The sequence below is a fragment of the Streptomyces sp. NPDC041122 genome (assembly GCF_055592445.1).
Window position 1 is genome coordinate 1 of record NZ_JBVIYQ010000009.1, and the last position, 20,200, is coordinate 20,200.

A 20,200-nucleotide genomic window follows, 5' to 3' on the forward strand; every position below is an offset into this window, starting at 1 on the left:
AACCACGGGTTCTGGAACACGAGGGGCGACAGGTTCTGAAAAAAGCACCGCGGGACAGCGGCTGTTTGTCCGCCAGGCCCCCCCCGGGACGGAAGAGGGTGGCGGCCCCTCTAACGTTCCGGGGGGCCCCCCGCCTTCGTACGTCCCGGCGCGGGCCGGCCGGCCAACCGGCCGCGCTCGCGCGCTACTTCTGCCGGACCGTGTCGCCCTTCGTGTCCACGACCCTGCGGTCGCCGAGCGGCTTGTCGAGGTGCACCGTCTTCGAGAGCTTCTTGGCGACCTTGACGCACATCTTGCCGTCCTGCGCGGGCGTCTCAATGACCTCGACCCGCACCTGGTCGCCGTCCTCCCGCGCGGACGCGGCGTACGTGCTGCACACGCCGCCCCAGAAGTGCACGGTCAGCGACCGGCCGTCGGCGCTGTAGGACTCGACGCCTGCCGTGCGCCGCTCGTCACCGCCGGGCTTCTCGCTGGGCGTGGGCGTCCCCGGCGTGCGGGGCGAGGTCAGATACTCGGGGGCGACGGCCGGATGCGTGACCGTGAAGGTCTCCTTCGCGCCCTCGGGCCTCACGTCGAACAGCCAGGACGGCACCAGGGCCCGCTTCCCCGCGACGAAGTGCGTCGCGAGCCCGAACGTGGCGCCGCTGACGGCGACCGGCCGCGGCTCCGGCGGCGCGGACGACGGCGCGCAGGGCTGCTGCTCCGGCCCGCTGCCGCCCTCCGCCTTCGTCTCGTCGTCGGCATGCGGCACCGGCCTCGCGCAGCCGCCGACGCCGACCCGGCCGTGGCCGCCGCCCGACTTGTTCAGCAGGTCGAGTGTCTTCTCGGCGCTGATCACCGGATACGTGGCGCCCTTCTCCGGCGCCTTCAACTGGCCGCTGCCGCCGACCACTTCACCGTCCGCGCCGACCTGGATGCCGGTCGACCAGCCGTACGTCGGCAGGCCGTCGAACTTCGGGTCGGCGTTCACCACCCGTACGGCGCCCATCAGCTGGCCCGCGTCCAGCTTGGCGTCGTCCTGGCCGAGCGCCTTCAGGACGGGGGCGGCGGCCGCCTTCGCCGCCTCCTCGCTCACCGCGTCGCCCGGCTCGCCGCCGGGCGCGGTGGAGGTCGAGGAACAGGGCTTGCCCTTGGAGCAGTTGTCGGTGCCGCCGGTGGCGTGCGCGGTGTAGGTCCAGGTGCCCGGCGCCTGCTTGTCGACCTGGAGGGAGGGGCCCGAGCCGTCGTTGGTGGGGCCCACCCGCCAGGCGCCGTCCCGCGAGGTCGCCGTGCCGCTCACGCCGAGCGCGTCGGCCAGCTCGGTGACCTCGCCCCGGGTGACCTGGCCCCGCGCGTGGTACACGGCCGCCGACCCGGGGCCGTCGGGCAGGTCGCCGGCCGCCCGGTACGTCGCGCCGTGCGGGTCGGGCTCACCCGGCGCGATGCCGCTGGTGCCGCCGTCCTGCCGGTCGTCGCCCGGATAGCCGTCCAGGGCGAGCGGGGGAGGCGTGCCGCCGTCCCCCGCCGGGGCTCCGTCGCCGCCGCCGTTGCCGCCACCGCCGGACGCGGTCGCCGCGACGTACGCGCCACCGCCGCCTACCAGCAGCACGGTGGCCGCGACCGAGACGACGGCCAGACGGGAACGCCGCCGCCGCGGTTCGGCTGCCTCATGATCGGATCGCTCGGTGCTCACCGCATCGCTCCTTCGACTGCACTGCTGTCCCTGACATCCCACGGGTGGGCTTCGTCGTATCCCCCTTCCCCTTGACGGGGGACGGCAATGGGACGCAGCGGGGGAGCGCACGGTTCCCCGCGCGCGCCGGTGCCCCGGAAGGGACCCTCCCCGGACGAAGCACGTCCGGGGCCGGACCCGGTGAGGCCGACGTCAGTCCCCGTACTCCGACATCCCGGCGATCACCCGCGCCGAGGCCGGCGGGACGGTGATCCCGTGGATGAGCGAGGGCGGCACGGGAGCGGTGGCGGCTACGGCGGGCACTGCCCAGTGCGGCGCCATGCGGGCACCGTCCCCGCGCAGCGTCTCCATGGTCTCCGGAGCCTCGGTGGGCGGCGCGGCGCGGCGCCGCAGGACGACATCCTTCGGGATAACGGTCATAACGGCACCGTATGCATCACGCGGCGTCGGAAAAAAGCCCTACTATTGGGTAGTTTTGGCACTTCAGAGACGGTGCGTCGACCCGGTAGCGTGAACTGTCAATCCCGCCTCTCCTCCACAGGAGCATCCAGCCGTGCGTATCGCAGTCACCGGCTCCATCGCCACCGACCACCTGATGACCTTCCCCGGCCGCTTCGCCGACCAGCTGGTCGCCGATCAGCTGCACACGGTCTCCCTCTCCTTCCTCGTCGACGCCCTCGATGTGCGCAGGGGAGGCGTCGCCGCCAACATCACGTTCGGCATGGGCCAGCTCGGCACCCGCCCGATCCTGGTCGGCGCCGCCGGCTCGGACTTCGACGAGTACCGCGCCTGGCTCGACCGGCACGGCGTGGACACCGCGTCGGTCCGGATCTCCGAGACCCTGCACACCGCGCGCTTCGTCTGCACCACGGACGCCGACCACAACCAGATCGGCTCCTTCTACACGGGCGCCATGAGCGAGGCCCGCCTCATCGAGCTGAAGACGGTGGCCGACCGCGTCGGCGGTCTCGACCTCGTGTCGATCGGCGCCGACGACCCCGAGGCGATGCTCCGTCACACGGAGGAGTGCCGCAGCCGCGAGATCCCCTTCGCCGCTGACTTCTCGCAGCAGATCGCGCGCATGCAGGGCGACGAGATCCGCACGCTCCTCGACGGCGCCACGTACCTCTTCTCCAACGAGTACGAGAAGGGACTCATCGAGTCCAAGACCGGCTGGAGCGACGCCGAGATCCTCTCCAAGGTCGGCCACCGCGTGACCACCCTCGGCGCGCAGGGCGTGCGCATCGAGACCGCGGGCCAGGACCCGATCGAGGTCGGCGTCCCGCAGGAGGAGGCGAAGGTCGAGCCGACCGGCGTCGGCGACGCCTTCCGCGCGGGCTTCTTCTCCGGCCTCGCCTGGGGCGTCTCGCACGAGCGCGCCGCGCAGGTCGGCTGCATGCTCGCCACCCTGGTCATCGAGACCGTCGGCACCCAGGAGTACGAGCTGCGCCGCAGCAACTTCATGGACCGCTTCACCAAGGCGTACGGCCACGAGGCCGCGGCCGAGGTCCAGCCGCACCTCGGCTAGCCGGTCGCGGGCAGCCGGTCACGAGCTCCGGCGGACCACGTAGGCCACGCCCTGGTCCGCCGGCCGCTCGCCCACGTACTCCTGCTGCCGCGTCCAGCACCACGCCGGGATGTCCACCGCCGCGACCTCGTCGTCGGCGAGCACGGTGACGGTGCCGCCCACCCGCACCCGCCCGATCGCCCGGGCCAGTTCGATGACCGGCTGCGGGCAGCTCGTGCCGAGCGCGTCGACGGTCACGGCCTCGGCGTCCCCGCTCCCGCCCGCGACCGGAGCCCCCAGCGTCTCCCGCACGCCCCGCACCACCCCCGGCAGCACGTCGAGGAACCGCTCGACCTCCGCCGCCTCGGTGCCGGCCGGCAGCGAGATCCGTACGTTGCCCTCGCTCAGCACGCCCATCGCCCTGAGCACATGGCTCGGCGTCAGCGTCGAGCTGGTGCACGAGGAGCCGGACGACACGGAGAAGCCCGCCCGGTCCAGCTCGTGCAGCAGTGTCTCCCCGTCGACATAGAGACAGGAGAAGGTCACCAGGTGCGGAAGGCGCCGCACGGGATCGCCCACCACCTCCACATCCGGCACGAGCGAGGGCACCCGCGTCCGGATCCGCTCCGTCAGCTCCCGCAGCCGCGCCCCCTCCGCCGCGGCCTCGGCCCGCACCGCGCGCAGCGAGGCCGCCGCCGCCACGACCGCCGGAATGTTCTCGAACCCGGCGGCCCGCCCCGACTCCCGCTCGTCGGCCGGACCCCGCGGCGCGAACCGCACCCCCTTGCGTACGACGAGGACGCCGACCCCCGCGGGCCCGCCCCACTTGTGGGCGCTGCCGGTCAGCAGCGACCAGGCCCCCTCGACCGGCCCCCAGGCCAGCGACTGCGCGGCGTCCACCAGGAGCGGCACCCCGGCGGCGCGGCAGACCTCGGCGACCTCGGCGACCGGCTGCTCGGTGCCGACCTCGTGGTTGGCGGACTGCAGACAGGCGAGCGCGGTGTCCTCGCGCAGCGCGGCGGCGTACCCGTCCGGGGCCACCGCCCCACCCCGGTCCACCGGCACCCGGGTCACCGCCCCGCCGCCCTGCTCGTGCGCCTCCGCCGAATGGAGCACCGACGAATGTTCGACGGCCGACACGATCAGGTGGTGTCCGACGCGCCGACGCGCGGCGAGCGCGCCCTCGATCCCGGCGTGCACGGCACGGGTGCCGGAGGCGGTGAAGACGAGCTCGTCCGGCCGGCACCCCACGGCCTCCGCGGCCGCCTCACGCGCGGCATCCAGCAGCATCCGGGCCCGCCGCCCCTCCCGGTACAGCCGCGCGGGATCGGCCCACCCCTCGTCGAGCGAGGCCACCAGCGCCTGCCGGGCAACGGGGTGAAGGGGAGCGGAAGACGCAACATCAAAGTAGGACACGCCCCCACGCTAAGACGTCGGCGCACCGGGGCACCCTGAGGGAGCGCCCCGCAGGGGCCGCTCCTTCAGGGGCGCGGGGAACTGCGCGCCCAGCCACAGCGCACCCGCACCCGCGGACCAACAGATTCCGCCGAGCTGGTGGGCGCCCCGACCCTCCGTCAGAAAGGGCCCGACGGCGCCCCGTCCCACCCTTCGGAGTGACCCGCGGCGCGTTAGGCACCCTCCCCGCGCGACCCCAAATAGCGTCCAGTAGGGTTTGGTCCGCATAAACATCCAAACCCCTGCCCGACGCAGGGCGGCGACCGACCAGCGTGGAGGCCGCAGCCGACCGCGCGGGCGAGACTCTCGGGAAGGCGCTACGTGAGTCCCAACGGCTCCGACCGCTCGTCGCGGCGCCCGATGCGGCGGAAGCTGCCGCAGGTGCTGACTGCGGGCCTGATCCTGGCGACCGCCACCGGTTGCACATACAAGGATTTCCCCCGCCTTGGAATGCCCACCCCGGTAACGGAAGAGGCTCCGCGGATTCTCTCCCTCTGGCAGGGCTCGTGGGCGGCAGCGCTCGCCACGGGCGTCCTGGTCTGGGGTCTGATCCTGTGGAGCGTCGTCTTCCACCGGCGCAGCCGCACCAAGGTGGAAGTACCGGCGCAGACGCGTTACAACATGCCCATCGAGGCGCTGTACACGGTGGTGCCCCTCATCATCGTGTCGGTGCTCTTCTACTTCACGGCACGTGACGAGTCCAAGCTCCTCAAGCTCGACGACAAGCCGGCCCACACGGTCAACGTGGTCGGCTTCCAGTGGAGCTGGGGCTTCAACTACGTCGAGAACGTTCCGGGTGGCGGCAAGGACAACGCCAAGACGTCCAAGGACCTCTCGGCGATCCCCGACAAGTTCCGCAAGGACTTCCCGGCCAGGGCCAACGGCGTCTACGACGTCGGCACGCCCGGCGAGCGGAACCCCCAGAACGGCAACCCCGGCCCGACCCTCTGGCTCCCCAAGGGCGAGAAGGTCCGCTTCGTGCTCACCTCGCGTGACGTCATCCACTCCTTCTGGGTGGTGCCGTTCCTCATGAAGCAGGACGTCATCCCGGGCCACACCAACGCCTTCGAGGTCACTCCGAACAAGGAGGGCACCTTCATGGGCAAGTGCGCCGAGCTCTGCGGCGTCGACCACTCCCGGATGCTCTTCAACGTCAAGGTCGTCTCCCCCGAGCGCTACAAGCAGCACCTCGAGGACCTGGTGAAGAAGAACCAGACCGGTTACATCCCGGCCGGCATCGAGCAGACGCCCCACGAGAAGAACCGGGAGACGAACAACCTGTGAGCATCCTCAACGAACCCCAGGGTGCCGCGGCAGCAGAAGACTCGTACGAGAACGAGCTGCCGGTCAGGCGCAAGCAGCCGGGCAACGTCGTCATCAAGTGGCTGACCACCACCGACCACAAGACGATCGGCACGTTGTATCTGGTCACGTCGTTCGCGTTCTTCTGCATCGGCGGTGTGATGGCGCTCTTCATGCGCGCCGAGCTCGCCCGCCCGGGCACGCAGATCATGTCGAACGAGCAGTTCAACCAGGCGTTCACGATGCACGGCACGATCATGCTGCTGATGTTCGCGACGCCGTTGTTCGCCGGTTTCGCGAACTGGATCATGCCGCTGCAGATCGGCGCGCCCGACGTGGCGTTCCCGCGGCTGAACATGTTCGCCTACTGGCTGTACCTGTTCGGCTCGCTCATCGCCGTGGGCGGTTTCCTCACGCCGCAGGGTGCGGCGGACTTCGGCTGGTTCGCCTACAGCCCGCTCTCCGACGCGGTCCGTTCGCCGGGCATCGGCGCCGACATGTGGATCATGGGTCTGGCCTTCTCCGGCTTCGGCACGATCCTCGGCTCGGTCAACTTCATCACCACGATCATCTGCATGCGCGCTCCGGGCATGACGATGTTCCGTATGCCGATCTTCGTGTGGAACGTGCTGCTGACCGCGGTGCTGGTCCTGCTGGCCTTCCCGGTCCTGGCCGCCGCGCTGTTCGCCCTGGAGGCGGACCGTAAATTCGGTGCGCATGTCTTCGACGCGGCCAATGGCGGCGCATTGCTCTGGCAACACCTCTTCTGGTTCTTCGGCCATCCAGAGGTGTACATCATCGCGCTACCGTTCTTCGGCATCATTTCCGAGGTCATTCCGGTCTTCTCCCGCAAGCCGATGTTCGGCTACATGGGTCTGATCGGCGCGACCATCGCGATCGCGGGTCTGTCCGTGACGGTGTGGGCGCACCACATGTACGTCACCGGCGGAGTGCTCCTGCCGTTCTTCTCCTTCATGACGTTCCTCATCGCCGTACCGACCGGCGTGAAGTTCTTCAACTGGATCGGCACGATGTGGAAGGGGTCCCTGTCGTTCGAGACCCCGATGCTGTGGGCGGTCGGCTTCCTGATCACCTTCACCTTCGGTGGTCTGACGGGCGTCATCCTGGCCTCGCCGCCGATGGACTTCCACGTCTCGGACTCCTACTTCGTGGTGGCGCACTTCCACTACGTGGTGTTCGGCACCGTCGTCTTCGCGATGTTCTCCGGCTTCCACTTCTGGTGGCCGAAGATGACCGGCAAGATGCTCGACGAGCGCCTGGGCAAGATCACCTTCTGGACGCTGTTCGTCGGCTTCCACGGCACCTTCCTCGTCCAGCACTGGCTGGGTGCCGAGGGCATGCCGCGGCGTTACGCGGACTACCTCGCCGCCGACGGCTTCACCGCGCTGAACACGATCTCCACGATCTGCTCGTTCCTGCTCGGTCTGTCGATCCTGCCGTTCTTCTACAACGTCTGGAAGACGGCGAAGTACGGCAAGAAGGTCGAGGTCGACGACCCGTGGGGCTACGGCCGTTCGCTCGAGTGGGCGACGTCCTGCCCGCCGCCGCGGCACAACTTCCTCACCCTGCCGCGCATCCGCTCCGAATCGCCGGCGTTCGACCTGCACCACCCTGAGATCGCCGCGATCGGACACATCGAGAACGACGGGCAGAAGGACACCGCTCTGTTCGGCGGCGACAAGGAGAGCGCGAAGTGAAGATCCAGGGCAAGATGTTCATCTGGCTGAGCGTCTTCGTCCTCGCCATGGCGATCGTCTATGGCGTGTGGTCGAAGGAGCCCGCCGGTACCACGGCGCTCTTCCTGGCCTTCGGCCTGTGCATCATGATCGGCTACTACCTGGCCTTCACGGCCCGGCGGGTCGACGCCTCCGCACAGGACAACAAGGAGGCGGACGTCGCGGACGAGGCCGGCGAGGTGGGCTTCTTCAGCCCGCACAGCTGGCAGCCGCTCTCCCTGGCCGTCGGTGGCGCGCTCGCCTTCCTGGGCGTCGTCTTCGGCTGGTGGCTGCTGTACTTCTCGGCCCCGATCATCCTGATCGGCCTGTGGGGCTGGGTCTTCGAGTACTACCGCGGCGAGAACCAGACCCAGTGAGCCGGTAGTTCCCGTTCAACGCCGAAGGGCCCGGACACTCCTGAGGGAGTGTCCGGGCCCTTCGGCGTGTCGGTACCCCGGACGGGTGACTTCGGCGCGCCGAACCCGGCGGATCTTCATACCGTGTGTCTATGAGCCACTCACCGCGAATTCGCACGGTACTGAGCTGCACGATGCTGGTGGCCGCCCTCGGTGCGGGGACCACGGCGTGCGGCAGCTCCGACGGCCACCCGCTCTCGGCGAAGCCGTACGACGCGGCCGGCCAGATCGCCTTCAACGGCCCCACGGGCACCCAGAAGGCGGACCCGGACAAGCCCCTGGAAGTCACCGCCCAGGGTGACGACGGACGCATCACCGACGTGACGGCCACCGACGCGACGGGCCGGTACGTGGCGGGTGAACTCTCGGCCGACGGCGCCCGGTGGCACAGCACCACCCCGCTGGCCGCGGACGCCCACTACACGGTGCGGGTGAGCACCGAGGACGAGGACGGGGCGCCGGGGCGCAAGGTCCTCGCCTTCGACACCACCACCCCCGATGACAAGAAGCGGCTGAAGGTCACCTTCGGCCCGGAGGCGGGCAAGTACGGCGTCGGACAGCCCGTCACGGCCACGCTCAGCCGCGCGGTGAAGGACAAGAAGGCCAGGGCGGTCGTCGAGCGTGCGCTCAAGGTCCGCTCGACTCCCGCCACGGAGGGCGCCTGGTACTGGGTGGACAGCAAGACCCTGCACTACCGCCCGAAGGAGTACTGGCCCGCGGGAGCGAGCGTCAGCGTCTCCAGCAACCTCAAGGGCCTCAAGGTCGACGACAAGCTGTGGGGCGCCGAGACCAAGCCGCTGGAGCTCACCATCGGCGACCGCGTCGAGGCCGTGACGGACGCCGGCTCGCACTACATGACGGTCTACCGCAACGGCGAGGAGATCAACTCCATGCCGGTGACCACCGGCAAGCCCGGCTACTCCACGCGCAACGGCGTCAAGGTGGTGCTGGGCAAGGAGTACTCCGTACGCATGACCAGCGCCAGCATCGGGTCGTCGGACTTCTACGACAAGCAGGTCTACTACGCGACGCGGGTCACCGACTCCGGCGAGTACGTGCACGCCGCGCCCTGGTCGGTGGGGTCGCAGGGGTACGCGAACACCAGCCACGGCTGCACCGGCATGAGCACCGGGGACGCCGCCTGGTTCTACGAGACCGTCCGCCAGGGCGACCTGGTGAAGGTCATCAACAGCGCCGGCGAGGACATGCCGACGTTCGGCAACGGCCTCGGCGACTGGAACATGGGCTGGAAGAAGTGGCGCAAGGGCAGCGCGCTGCTTGCCGGGGCCAAGGAAGGCCCGTCGGCGGTCGAGGCCGCCAGGCTGCGGCCGGCTGTCTGACGGAGCCGCAGAGACGCTGTCAGAGACGCACGAGAGGGGCCCACACCGCGGTGTGGGCCCCTCTCGTGGAGCACGGGCCCCTTCGGCGGGTCCGGGCGGCCCGTCAGGCCTCCACGGCCGCCTTGTCGCGCAGCAGCGCGGCCAGGGCCCGGGCGAACTCCACCGGCTCGACCGGCAGCGTCACCGCGGCCTCCGCGCGGCTCCAGGTGGCCAGCCAGGCGTCCTGGGGGCGCCCGATGAGCAGCAGGACGGGCGGGGCCTGGAAGATCTCGTCCTTGATCTGCCGGCAGACGCCCATCCCGCCGGGCGCCGACTCGCCGTCGAGGACACAGACGTCGATGCCGCCGTGGTCGAGCTCCTTGAGGACCGCGTGCTGGGTGGCGCACTCCACGAACCGGACCTCGGGAACGTCCGTCGCCGGCCTGCGACCGGTGGCCAACCGGACTTGCTCGCGGGTGCCGGCGTTGTCGCTGTAGACCAGCACCGTGGCGGTCGGCTGCATTGTTCCTCCAGTACGTCAGTGCGTCGAGCAGTGCTGAGCTGAGCTGAGCTGTGCCGTCATGGGTCGGGAACCGATGCGCGGATGCTACTCCTCCCGACACCCCGTCAACACCGGTTCGGAGCGGGCTGCGATGGGCCATCCGGGCAGGACACACCCCGTAGACACTCCGAACGGCACCCCCCGGGGTGAGGGCGGGATAAGCGACCGACATAATGTCGGTCGTGGCGACAGCAACGACAGTAGATACCGGGCACGCGCACCCGCCGGTCAATCGACCGAACCTCACCAGCGTCGGAACCATCATCTGGTTGAGTTCCGAGCTGATGTTCTTCGCGGCCCTCTTCGCGATGTACTTCACCCTGCGATCGGTGACAGGTCCTGATCACTGGAAGGAAATGGCCTCGGCCCTTAACTTCCCGTTCTCGGCGACGAACACCACGATCCTGGTGCTCTCCTCCCTCACGTGTCAGCTGGGCGTGTTCGCAGCTGAACGCGGGGATGTGAAGAAGCTCCGGATGTGGTTCATCGTCACCTTCATCATGGGTGCGATCTTCATCGGCGGTCAGGTGTTCGAGTACACCGAGCTGGTCAAGAAGGATGGGCTCTCGCTCTCCTCCGACCCCTACGGCTCGGTCTTCTACCTGACCACCGGCTTCCACGGACTGCATGTGACAGGCGGCCTCATCGCCTTCCTGCTGGTCCTCGGACGCACCTATGCGGCCAGGAGGTTCACCCACGAACAGGCGACCGCAGCCATCGTCGTGTCCTACTACTGGCACTTCGTCGATGTGGTCTGGATCGGCCTCTTCGCCACGATCTACATGATCAAGTAATCGGCGGGGTCGCTCCCGCGACGCAACCGACACATTCCAGAAGCATCGACGCAGAAGATCCTGACACCGGGGTAATCCGTGAAAAAGCTCTCCGCACGACGACGCCATCCGCTGGCGGCGGTCGTCGTCCTACTCCTCGCGCTGGCGGCCACCGGGGGGCTGTACGCCGCGTTCGCGCCGGCGGACAAGGCGCAGGCCGATGACACCGCCCAGTCCCTCGCCATCGACGAGGGCAAGAAGCTCTACGCCGTGGGCTGCTCCAGCTGCCACGGAACCGGCGGTCAGGGCTCCTCCGACGGTCCGAGCCTGGTCGGCGTGGGCGCCGCCGCTGTCGACTTCCAGGTCGGCACCGGGCGCATGCCGCTCCAGCAGCCGGGTGCCCAGGCGCCCAAGAAGAAGGTCATCTACAACCAGGCCCAGATCGACCAGCTGGCGGCGTACATCTCGTCGCTGGGTGCCGGTCCCTCGGTCCCGACCGAGAAGCAGTACAGCCCGGACGGGGCGGACATCGCCAAGGGTGGCGAGCTGTTCCGCACCAACTGCGCCCAGTGCCACAACTTCACCGGTGAAGGTGGTGCGTTGACGCACGGCAAGTTCGCGCCTTCGCTGGAGGGCGTCGCCCCGAAGCACATCTACGAGGCCATGCAGACCGGCCCGCAGAACATGCCGTCCTTCCCCGACACCACGATGCCGGAGAAGAACAAGAAGGACATCATCGCGTACCTCGACGCGGTCAACGGTGAGAAGACCGAGAGCCCTGGCGGTCTCAAGCTGGGTGGTCTGGGTCCGGTCAGTGAAGGCCTCTTCGGCTGGATCTTCGGTCTCGGCTCGCTGATCGCGGTCGCCGTGTGGGTCGCCGCTCGGACCGCAAAGGCCAAGAAGTCATGAGTAGCCAAGAGATTCCAGAGAAGAACCTGCCCAGCAAGCAGGAGACCGGGCACGGCTCGGTGGCCGAGACGGAAGAGAACCCGTTCGCCGACCCGGGGCTGCCGCCCCACGAGCACCGCGTCCAGGACATCGACGAGCGGGCCGCCAAGCGGTCCGAGCGTGCCGTGGCGTTCCTGTTCACGCTGTCGATGATCGCCACCGTGGGCTTCATCGCCTCGTACGTGGCGATCCCGGCCGACAAGAGCATCTACGTCTTCCCGATCGGTCACATCAGCGGCCTGAACTTCGCCCTGGGCCTGACCCTCGGCGTGGCCCTGTTCTGCATCGGCGCGGGCGCGGTCCACTGGGCCCGCACCCTGATGTCCGACGTGGAGATGGCCGACGAGCGGCACGAGATCGCCGCCGAGCCCGAGGTCCGCGCCAAGGTCATGGCCGACTTCAAGCAGGGTGCGGCGGAGTCCGGCTTCGGCCGGCGCAAGCTCATCCGCAACACGATGTTCGGCGCGCTGGCCCTGGTCCCGCTCTCCGGCGTCGTCCTCCTGCGTGACCTCGGTCCGCTGCCCGAGGACAAGCTCCGCCACACCAAGTGGGGCCGGGGCAAGATGCTCGTCAACATGAACACGCACGAGCCGCTGCGTCCCGCGGACGTCCAGGTCGGTTCGCTGACCTTCGCGATGCCCGAGGGGATGTCGGAGCACGACCACGACTTCCAGACGCAGATCGCCAAGGCCGCCCTGATGATCGTCCGGATCCAGCCGGAGAACATCAAGGACAAGCGCGAGCTGGAGTGGTCGCACGAGGGCATCGTGGCCTACTCCAAGATCTGCACCCACGTGGGCTGCCCGATCTCCCTGTACGAGCAGCAGACGCACCACGTCCTCTGCCCGTGCCACCAGTCCACCTTCGATCTCTCCGACGGTGCCCGAGTGATCTTCGGCCCGGCTGGTCACGCCCTGCCGCAGCTGCGCATCGGCGTGAACGAAAAGGGCTATCTCGAGGCGCTCGGCGACTTCGAAGAGCCCGTCGGTCCGGCCTTCTGGGAGCGCGGATGAGCACCACCACTTCTTCGAACGACAACCGCCAGAAGGCGCCCGCGGGTGAGCGGGTCGCGGACTGGGCGGACGGCCGGCTGGGGATCTACTCCCTCGCCAAGGCCAACATGCGCAAGATCTTTCCGGACCACTGGTCCTTCATGCTCGGCGAGATCTGCCTGTACAGCTTCCTCATCATCATCCTCACGGGTGTGTACCTGACGCTGTTCTTCCACCCGTCGATGAACGAGGTGGAGTACTCCGGCAGCTACATCCCGATGCAGGGACAGCTGATGTCGGAGGCGTTCAACTCGACCATGCACATCTCCTTCGATGTGCGCGGTGGTCTGCTGATCCGGCAGATCCACCACTGGGCGGCGCTGATCTTCCTCGCCGGCATGTTCGTGCACATGATGCGCGTCTTCTTCACGGGTGCGTTCCGCAAGCCGCGTGAGGTCAACTGGCTGTTCGGCTTCCTGCTGTTCGTCCTCGGCATGTTCACCGGCTTCACCGGTTACTCGCTCCCGGACGACCTGCTCTCCGGTACCGGTGTCCGCTTCATGCAGGGCGCCATCCTCGGAGTGCCGATCGTCGGCACGTACCTCTCGATGTTCCTGTTCGGCGGGGAGTTCCCCGGCGGCGACTTCGTGGCCCGGTTCTACTCGGTGCACATCCTGCTGCTGCCGGGCATCATGCTCGGTCTCGTGGTGGCGCACCTGATCCTGGTCTTCTACCACAAGCACACGCAGTACGCGGGCGCCGGCAAGAACAACAAGAACGTCGTCGGCATGCCGCTGCTGCCGGTCTACATGGCCAAGGCCGGAGGCTTCTTCTTCCTGGTCTTCGGTGTCATCGCGGTCATCGCGGCGATCGCCTCGATCAACCCGATCTGGGCCATCGGCCCGTACCGCCCGGACCAGGTGTCCACCGGCGCCCAGCCCGACTGGTACATGGGCTTCGCCGAGGGTCTGATCCGTGTGATGCCGGGCTGGGAGATCAACCTCTGGGGCCACACGCTGGTCCTCGGTGTGTTCATCCCGCTGGTCGTGGTCTTCCCGCTGGTCCTCGTGGCCATTGCGGTCTACCCGTTCATCGAGTCCTGGGTCACCGGCGACAAGCGCGAGCACCACATCCTGGACCGCCCGCGCAACGCCCCGACCCGTACGGCCTTCGGTGTCGCCTGGCTCACCGCGTACATGGTCATGCTCGTCGGTGGTGGCAACGACCTGTGGGCCACCCACTTCCACCTGTCGCTGAACGCGATCACCTGGTTCGTCCGGATCGCCTTCTTCGTCGGACCGGTCGTCGCCTTCATCGTCACCAAGCGGATCTGCCTGGGTCTGCAGCGGCGCGACAAGGACAAGGTGCTGCACGGCCGCGAGTCGGGCATCATCAAGCGGCTGCCGCACGGTGAGTTCATCGAGATCCACGAGCCGCTCAGCCAGGACCAGCTGCACACGCTCACCGCGCACGAGCAGTACAAGCCGGTCGAGATCGGCCCGTCGGTCGACGAGAACGGCGTCGAGCGCAAGCTGTCCGGTTCGCAGAAGCTCCGGGCGAAGCTCTCCAAGGGCTACTACGGGGAGAACAACCAGATCCCCAAGCCCACCGCCGAGGAGTACAAGGAGATCACGAGCGGCCACGGTCACCACTGATCACCTGACGCTTCACGCGCTCCGACCTTCCACGGTCGCCACGGCAGGAGCCCCGTCCAGTGCATGGACGGGGCTCTTCGCCGTCCCGGGGCTGGATAGGGTGGAGCCACCCCGGTATTCCGGGGCGTTTCCCACCCCACCGGACAGAGACCAGGAGCAGCCATGAACGCTGTGACCCCCGCAGGAGGCGACACCGCGGCGGCCCGCTCCTGGCCCGACGTGCTGAACGGTCTGCTCGACGGACGGGACCAGAGCGCCGACGACACCGCGTGGGCGATGGACCGCATCATGCGCGGAGAGGCCACCGACGCGCAGATCGCGGGCTTCGTGGTGGCGCTGCGCGCCAAGGGCGAGACCGTCGCGGAGATCTCCGGCCTGGTGCGCGCCATGTACGCGCACGCCAACGTCGTCGAGGTGCCGGGTCCGAGCGTCGACATCGTGGGCACCGGCGGCGACGGCGCCAAGACCGTCAACATCTCCACCATGTCCGCGATCGTCGTCGCGGGAGCGGGCGCCAAGGTCGTCAAGCACGGCAACCGCGCCGCCTCCAGCGCGTCCGGCGCCTCCGACGTCCTGGAGAAGCTCGGCGTCAACCTGGACCTCACGCCCCGGCGGGTCGTCGAGGTCGCCGAAGAGGCCGGCATCACGTTCTGCTTCGCCGTGAAGTTCCACCCCGCGCTGCGGTACGCCGGCGCCGCCCGCAGCCAGCTGGGGATCAGGACGGTCTTCAACCTGCTCGGCCCGCTCACCAACCCGGCGAAGGTACGGGCCCAGGCGGTCGGGGTCGCCGATCCGCGGATGGCGCCCGTCGTCGCCGGGGTCTTCGCCGAGCGCGGGCACTCCTCCCTCGTCTTCCGCGGCGACGACGGCCTCGACGAGCTGACGACGACGTCGACGTCCCGGGTCTGGACCGTGCGGGACGGCGCCGTGCGCGAGGAGCCCTTCGACCCGCGGGACGTCGGGATCGACCTGGTGCCCGTCGAGGCGCTGCGGGGCGCCGACGCCTCGTACAACGCCGAGGTGGCGCGGCGCCTCCTGGACGGCGAGAGCGGGCCGGTGCGGGACGCGGTGCTGCTGAACTCCGCGGCGGCGCTCGTGGCCCTCACACCGACCGACGAGCCGCTGGTGGAGCAGATCCGCGCCCAGATGGCCCGGGCGGCGCAGGCGATCGACTCCGGCGCCGCCAAGCGGGCCCTGGAGCGCTGGGTGTCGGCCAGCAACCGCTGAACCGCCCCCTGTGTGACGCACGGCGCAGTCCGGATCCTGGACTGCGCCTTGCGCGCCGAAGATCGTATGGCAGGATGCTGCACAGGTCATGAGTGACAGCGACTACGGCCCCGGCCCGCTGTCCGGCAACCCTCCGTCCGTGGCGGGGTGCCCCGGGTGAAGACCAGGTCGTACGCAGCAAGGCGTATGGCAAGCGCGGACCCCTCGCAACCCTGGGGTCCTGGTCCTCAAGGGAGCAGTCTCGTGAGCAAGCGAATGTGACAGGGCTTCCACGCCCCGCCTCCGCACACCCTTTTTCACCCTTCTCCCGCGCCGTCGACTTCGCTCCGGCGCGGTGAATTCGCCTGTCTCTCACGGGAGTTCGCCATGTCTGTTTCCGCCGTTGCCGTCGACGCCCCCGTCTGTGCCCCGCTGGCCGTGCTCGGCCGGGACGTCACCGTTCCGCTGGTCACCGGCGGCGAGGTGACCTACGCCGCGCTCGACTACGCGGCGAGCGCGCCGGCCCTGCAGCGGGTCTGGGACGACGTGGCCGCGTACGCGCCGTACTACGGCAGCGTGCACCGCGGCGCCGGCTACCTCTCGCAGCTGTCGACCGACCTCTTCGAGAACTCCCGCAGGACCGTCGCCGACTTCCTCGGCTGCCGCGAGGGCGACCAGGTCGTCTTCACCCGCTCCACCACCGACTCGCTGAACCTGCTGGCCGCCGCCCTGCCCGCCGGCTGCGAGGTCTTCGTCTTCGAGACCGAGCACCACGCCTCGCTGCTGCCGTGGCGCGACGCCCGCGTCACCTACCTCAACGCCCCGCGCACCCCCGACGAGGCCGTCCACACCCTGGAGCGCGCCCTCGCCGACCGCGACCCCTACGGCCCCGCCCTGGTCTGCGTGACCGGCGCCTCCAACGTCACCGGGGAGCTGTGGCCGGTGCGCGAGCTGGCCGCCGCCGCGCACGCGCACGGCGCCCGGATCGTCCTCGACGCCGCGCAGCTCGCGCCCCACCACCCGGTCTCCGTCGACGAGTTGGACGTCGACTGGGTCGCCTTCTCCGGCCACAAGCTGTACGCGCCGTTCGGCTCGGGCGTCCTCGCGGGCCGCTCCGACTGGCTGCGCGCCGCCGAGCCCTACCTCGCGGGCGGCGGCGCCTCGCGGAAGGTGACGCGGCGTTCCCAGGAAGCGGGCGGCGGCGTGGACGTGGAGTGGCACGACAGCGCGGCCCGGCACGAGGCCGGCTCGCCCAACGTCATCGGCGTCTACTCGATCGCCGCCGCCTGCAAGGCGCTCACCGAGGCGGGCTTCGAGGAGCTGGTCGCCCGTGAGCAGTACCTGATCGCGAAGGTGCGCGAGGGTCTCGCCGAGGTGCCGCAGGTGCGGATCCTCTCCCTCTTCGGTGACGACGCGCCGCGCGTGGGCGTCATCTCCTTCGTGGTGGACGGCTGGAACAGCTCGCACTTCGCCGCCGCGCTCTCCGCCGAGTACGGGATCGGCGTGCGGGACGGCCTGTTCTGCGCCCACCCGCTGGTGCGCACCCTGCTCGGCAGCGAGCCCGGCGAGCCCGGCGAGTGCGGCGCGCCCGAGGCCGCCCCCGGCGAGAAGTCGCTGAACGCCATCCGTGTCAGCTTCGGCGCGGGCACGCCCGACGAGCACGTCGAGCGTTTCGTGCGCGCGGTCAAGGAGCTGGTGGCGGACGGCGCGCGGTGGAACTACCGCACCGAGGACGGCCGTTGCGTGCCGGACACCGGCGCGGCGGCCTGACCGGACGGGCGCGGACGGCGCCTAGGAGTCGAGGCCGATCGCGAACGCGGCCTCCAGGTCGTGCTGCGAGTACGTGCGGAACGCCACGTGCGTGTCGGTCCCCTCGACGCCGGGGATCTTGCTGATCCGGCCCGGGATGACGTCCGCGAGGTCGTCGTGGCGCGGCACCCGCACCATCGCGATGAGGTCGTAGGTGCCGGTGACGGAGAAGACCTCGCTCACGGAGTCGAGGGCGGCGATCGACTCGGCGATCTCCGGGATCCGGTCCACGCTGGTCTTGATGAGCACGATCGCGGTGATCACGGCTTGCAGTCTCCCTCGGTGGCCGGTGCGGTGGCTCTCACTCTAGTCGTCCGCATCCGCCACCCCCACGCGCAGACGAAGCCCAGCGAGAAGCCCACCAGGTGCGCCAGATAGGCGACCCCCGTCCCCTTGCCGTCCTGCCCGGCGGCCAACCACTGCAGCGTCACCCAGAACGGCAGGACCACCCACGCCGGGAAGCGCAGCGGCAGAAAGAAGAGGAACGGGAAGAGGCTGGTGACGCGCGCCCTGGGGAAGAGATACAGGCAGGCACCGAGGACGGCGGAGATCGCGCCGGAGGCTCCCACGAGCGTCTGGTCGGAGCCCGCGTGCGCGGCGGCGTAGGCGAGCAGGGCGAGATAACCGCAGCAGAGGTAGAAGCACGCGTACAGGAGGTGGCCCATGCGTTCCTCGACCATGACGCCGAACACGTACAGGAAGAGCATGTTCCCGAGCAGATGAAGCCAGCTTCCGTGCACGAAGAGAGCGGTGAACGGGCCGAGCGCGGCGCGCGGGGCACCGCTGAACAGTTCGACGGGTACCACCCCCCACTGCTCGAAGTAGGCCTGCTGGGCGCCGATCAGCTCGTCGCCCCGGCCGTAGGAGGGGTTGAACCCGGAGACCGGGGAGATCAGGAAGACCACGCAGCAGAGGGCGATCAGTCCGTACGTCACCGGGGCGGTCCGCCCCCCGAGCAGCCGGCCCGCCTTCGCACTCCATGTTCGGATCATGGACGAAGCATGACGTAACGGGCGCTACCTGCCCAGGCCGCCATGCCGCTCCGCGGGCCGCCGCATCGCGCCCCTTACAGGCCTTAGGGTTACGGGCAATACGCACGAGGAAACCTGCGTAGACCCCTCGGTCGCCGAAGACGTCGCCGGACAAGTCACCGAAGAAAGCGAACAGCCACGATGACGGTTCCCCTGCCGACCGCCACCACCCGGTGGCGTTGCACGCTCTGCGGCAATCTCACGCGTTTCGATGTGACCCGCAGCTCGAAGGTCGTCGAGTATGTCCATCTCGACCTGGCCGGAGAGTCGAACGTCGAGGAACGCGAGGTGGTCAGTGAGACCATCGAGTCCGTGCGCTGCCGCTGGTGCAACGCCGTGGATCAGGTCGAACTCGTGGACAGGCCGGGCACCGACTCCTGAGGGAGCGGGGCCCGCACAGCTAGTGGGGTGACGGATGGTGGAGAGCTCAGGCGGGGAGCCGGACGACGGCACCGCTGAGGTGCTCGACCGTCCGCTGCCCGACGGGGTCCGGCGGCGGGTCGTGCAGATCGTCTCGGACGGCTTCGGCGGGCTGACCCTGGCGGAACTGCCCGCCCAGCTGCGGCAGTACGCCCGGTTCACGCCGACCCGGCGCGCGAAGTTCGCGGCCAACGCCATGGCGGCCGCGCTGGAGCACGACACGCTCTTCCGCCAGCGCATCGGCGAACGCCTCAGGGAGGCGCAGCCCGAGCTCGCCGCCGCCCTGGACGCGGGCTCGCCGCCACCGGCCGCCGATCCGCTGGACGTGGCGGCCGCGGCCTATGTGCTGCGCCCCGCCGGCTGGGTGAAGCTGGTCACCGCCGCGGGCGAGGAGGCCCAGCGGGCCGACGCCGAGCGCGTCGACGACGAGACCCGGGCCGAGCTGGACCGGCTGCGCGAGGAGCTCGCCGCGGCCCGCGGCCAGACCAAGGCGGAGACCGAGCGGCTGCGCGTCGAGCTGGAGACGGTGCGCAAGGAGGCCGAGTCGACGCACCGCAAGCTGCGCGGCGCGCTCAGCGACGTCAAGCGCGGCGAGGCCGCGCTGCGCAAGGCCGCCGCGGAGATCGAGGCGGTGCGCGCCGAGGGCCAGACCCAGCTGTCCGCCGCCGAGAGCGAGAGCCGGCGGCTCAAGGCGCGGCTCGGCGAGACGGAGGCCGCCCTGGAGGCCAGTCGGCGCGCCGCCCGCGAGGGCCGCAGCGTCGAGGACATGCGGCTGCGGCTGCTGCTCGACACGGTCCTGGACGCCGCGCAGGGGCTGCGGCGCGAGCTGGCGCTGCCGCCCGTCTCGGTGCGGCCCGCCGAGACCGTGGACGCCGTCGAGCCGGGCCGGATGTCGCCCAAGGACATCGCCGCCCGCGCGCTCTCGGAGAGCGATCCGGCCATTCTGGATCAGCTGCTCGCCCTGCCGCAGGCCCATCTGGTGGTCGACGGCTACAACGTCACCAAGACCGGCTATCCGACGATGCCGCTGGAGAAGCAGCGGCTGCGGCTGCTCGGCTCGCTCTCGCAGCTCGCCCTGCAGTCCGGCGCCGAGGTCACCTGTGTCTTCGACGGCGCGGAGCTGGCCGCGCCGGTGCTGCTCGCGCCGCCGCGCGGGGTGCGGGTGCTGTTCTCCAAGCCCGGTGTCACCGCCGACGAGTTGATCCGTCAGCTGGTGCGCGCGGAGCCGCCGGGCCGTCCCGTGGTCGTCGTCTCGACCGACCGCGAGGTGGCCGACGGGATCGCCAAGGCGGGGGCGCGGCCGGTGGCTTCGGCCGTGCTGCTGAAGCGGCTTTCGCGGAGCTAAGTGACGTCCCGTAACTCCTGGGCCGTATGCCCGAATTGAGCGATGCGGCGGG

The 20,200-nt window shown here is 69.8% G+C and carries 19 protein-coding genes and 1 riboswitch; of the genes, 13 read left to right on the top strand and 6 right to left on the bottom strand.

Translation table 11 applies throughout. The features are described from left to right. Nucleotides 1–184: 184 nt before the first annotated feature. Together ACZ6B8_RS29005 and ACZ6B8_RS29010 are read right to left on the bottom strand one after the other, a co-directional pair. Nucleotides 185–1,672 (bottom strand): hypothetical protein, encoded by a 1,488-nt coding sequence (locus tag ACZ6B8_RS29005; RefSeq protein WP_471609174.1) that lies wholly within the window; start codon nucleotides 1,670–1,672, stop codon nucleotides 185–187. A gap of 192 nt (nucleotides 1,673–1,864) precedes the next feature. Next, a complete protein-coding gene (locus ACZ6B8_RS29010; protein WP_471076535.1) occupies nucleotides 1,865–2,092 on the bottom strand; it encodes a hypothetical protein in 228 nt (75 codons plus the stop codon). A 133-nt stretch (nucleotides 2,093–2,225) separates the two neighbouring features. Between ACZ6B8_RS29010 and ACZ6B8_RS29015 the strand changes: the two genes are divergently transcribed. Continuing rightward, nucleotides 2,226–3,200 carry a carbohydrate kinase family protein gene (locus tag ACZ6B8_RS29015; RefSeq protein ID WP_471609175.1) on the top strand — a complete coding sequence of 325 codons (975 nt, stop codon included), beginning with the start codon at nucleotides 2,226–2,228 and terminating at the stop codon, nucleotides 3,198–3,200. Nucleotides 3,201–3,218: 18 nt separating this feature from the next. Here the strand turns inward: ACZ6B8_RS29015 and ACZ6B8_RS29020 are convergent, their stop codons facing one another. Then, nucleotides 3,219–4,595 (bottom strand): aminotransferase class V-fold PLP-dependent enzyme, encoded by a 1,377-nt coding sequence (locus ACZ6B8_RS29020; protein WP_471609176.1) that lies wholly within the window; start codon nucleotides 4,593–4,595, stop codon nucleotides 3,219–3,221. A 360-nt stretch (nucleotides 4,596–4,955) separates the two neighbouring features. On the opposite strand from ACZ6B8_RS29020, the gene ctaC reads away from it, so the two are divergent. From ctaC to ACZ6B8_RS29040, 4 genes are all read left to right on the top strand, one after another. Further along, on the top strand, nucleotides 4,956–5,918 hold the full coding sequence (gene ctaC / locus ACZ6B8_RS29025; protein ID WP_471609177.1) for an aa3-type cytochrome oxidase subunit II: 963 nt from the start codon (nucleotides 4,956–4,958) through the stop codon (nucleotides 5,916–5,918). After that, on the top strand, nucleotides 5,915–7,654 hold the full coding sequence (gene ctaD, locus ACZ6B8_RS29030) for an aa3-type cytochrome oxidase subunit I (protein ID WP_471075258.1): 1,740 nt from the start codon (nucleotides 5,915–5,917) through the stop codon (nucleotides 7,652–7,654). Before ctaC ends, ctaD begins: the two co-directional genes overlap by 4 nt. Next, complete coding sequence (locus ACZ6B8_RS29035) at nucleotides 7,651–8,049, top strand: cytochrome c oxidase subunit 4 (RefSeq protein ID WP_362331502.1); 399 nt, start codon at nucleotides 7,651–7,653, stop codon at nucleotides 8,047–8,049. Before ctaD ends, ACZ6B8_RS29035 begins: the two co-directional genes overlap by 4 nt. Nucleotides 8,050–8,180: 131 nt before the next feature. After that, nucleotides 8,181–9,428 carry a L,D-transpeptidase gene (locus ACZ6B8_RS29040; protein WP_471075261.1) on the top strand — a complete coding sequence of 416 codons (1,248 nt, stop codon included), beginning with the start codon at nucleotides 8,181–8,183 and terminating at the stop codon, nucleotides 9,426–9,428. 103 nt (nucleotides 9,429–9,531) lie between these two features. Here ACZ6B8_RS29040 and ACZ6B8_RS29045 read toward each other — a convergent pair whose 3' ends face one another. After that, on the bottom strand, nucleotides 9,532–9,930 hold the full coding sequence (locus ACZ6B8_RS29045) for a hypothetical protein (protein ID WP_471075264.1): 399 nt from the start codon (nucleotides 9,928–9,930) through the stop codon (nucleotides 9,532–9,534). Between the two features lie 212 nt (nucleotides 9,931–10,142). Here ACZ6B8_RS29045 and ctaE point away from each other — a divergent pair, with 212 nt between their 5' ends. From ctaE to ACZ6B8_RS29075, 6 genes are all read left to right on the top strand, one after another. Next, nucleotides 10,143–10,763: an aa3-type cytochrome oxidase subunit III gene (ctaE, locus tag ACZ6B8_RS29050; protein ID WP_355813721.1), complete on the top strand. Its 621-nt coding sequence runs from the start codon at nucleotides 10,143–10,145 to the stop codon at nucleotides 10,761–10,763. Nucleotides 10,764–10,841: 78 nt separating this feature from the next. After that, a complete protein-coding gene (gene qcrC / locus ACZ6B8_RS29055; protein WP_355813718.1) occupies nucleotides 10,842–11,651 on the top strand; it encodes a cytochrome bc1 complex diheme cytochrome c subunit in 810 nt (269 codons plus the stop codon). Beyond that, a complete protein-coding gene (qcrA, locus tag ACZ6B8_RS29060; protein WP_471075268.1) occupies nucleotides 11,648–12,703 on the top strand; it encodes a cytochrome bc1 complex Rieske iron-sulfur subunit in 1,056 nt (351 codons plus the stop codon). The genes qcrC and qcrA overlap by 4 nt, the downstream gene beginning before the upstream one ends. Beyond that, nucleotides 12,700–14,337: a cytochrome bc1 complex cytochrome b subunit gene (gene qcrB, locus ACZ6B8_RS29065; RefSeq protein ID WP_471075271.1), complete on the top strand. Its 1,638-nt coding sequence runs from the start codon at nucleotides 12,700–12,702 to the stop codon at nucleotides 14,335–14,337. The genes qcrA and qcrB overlap by 4 nt, the downstream gene beginning before the upstream one ends. A 162-nt stretch (nucleotides 14,338–14,499) precedes the next feature. Then, a complete protein-coding gene (trpD, locus tag ACZ6B8_RS29070) occupies nucleotides 14,500–15,564 on the top strand; it encodes an anthranilate phosphoribosyltransferase (protein WP_471075277.1) in 1,065 nt (354 codons plus the stop codon). Between the two features lie 84 nt (nucleotides 15,565–15,648). Continuing rightward, nucleotides 15,649–15,766: riboswitch (SAM riboswitch) on the top strand. Between the two features lie 164 nt (nucleotides 15,767–15,930). Further along, complete coding sequence (locus ACZ6B8_RS29075) at nucleotides 15,931–17,313, top strand: aminotransferase class V-fold PLP-dependent enzyme (protein WP_471075280.1); 1,383 nt, start codon at nucleotides 15,931–15,933, stop codon at nucleotides 17,311–17,313. A gap of 21 nt (nucleotides 17,314–17,334) precedes the next feature. Here ACZ6B8_RS29075 and ACZ6B8_RS29080 read toward each other — a convergent pair whose 3' ends face one another. Then, a complete protein-coding gene (locus ACZ6B8_RS29080) occupies nucleotides 17,335–17,616 on the bottom strand; it encodes an Lrp/AsnC family transcriptional regulator (protein WP_055566223.1) in 282 nt (93 codons plus the stop codon). Next, complete coding sequence (locus ACZ6B8_RS29085; RefSeq protein ID WP_471075283.1) at nucleotides 17,613–18,344, bottom strand: rhomboid family intramembrane serine protease; 732 nt, start codon at nucleotides 18,342–18,344, stop codon at nucleotides 17,613–17,615. The genes ACZ6B8_RS29080 and ACZ6B8_RS29085 overlap by 4 nt, the downstream gene beginning before the upstream one ends. A 180-nt stretch (nucleotides 18,345–18,524) precedes the next feature. On the opposite strand from ACZ6B8_RS29085, the gene ACZ6B8_RS29090 reads away from it, so the two are divergent. Beyond that, entirely contained in the window at nucleotides 18,525–18,764 is a 240-nt protein-coding gene (locus tag ACZ6B8_RS29090) for a hypothetical protein (RefSeq protein ID WP_355813701.1), read from the top strand. A gap of 34 nt (nucleotides 18,765–18,798) precedes the next feature. Next, nucleotides 18,799–20,148 (top strand): NYN domain-containing protein, encoded by a 1,350-nt coding sequence (locus ACZ6B8_RS29095; protein WP_471075287.1) that lies wholly within the window; start codon nucleotides 18,799–18,801, stop codon nucleotides 20,146–20,148. Nucleotides 20,149–20,200: the final 52 nt, after the last annotated feature.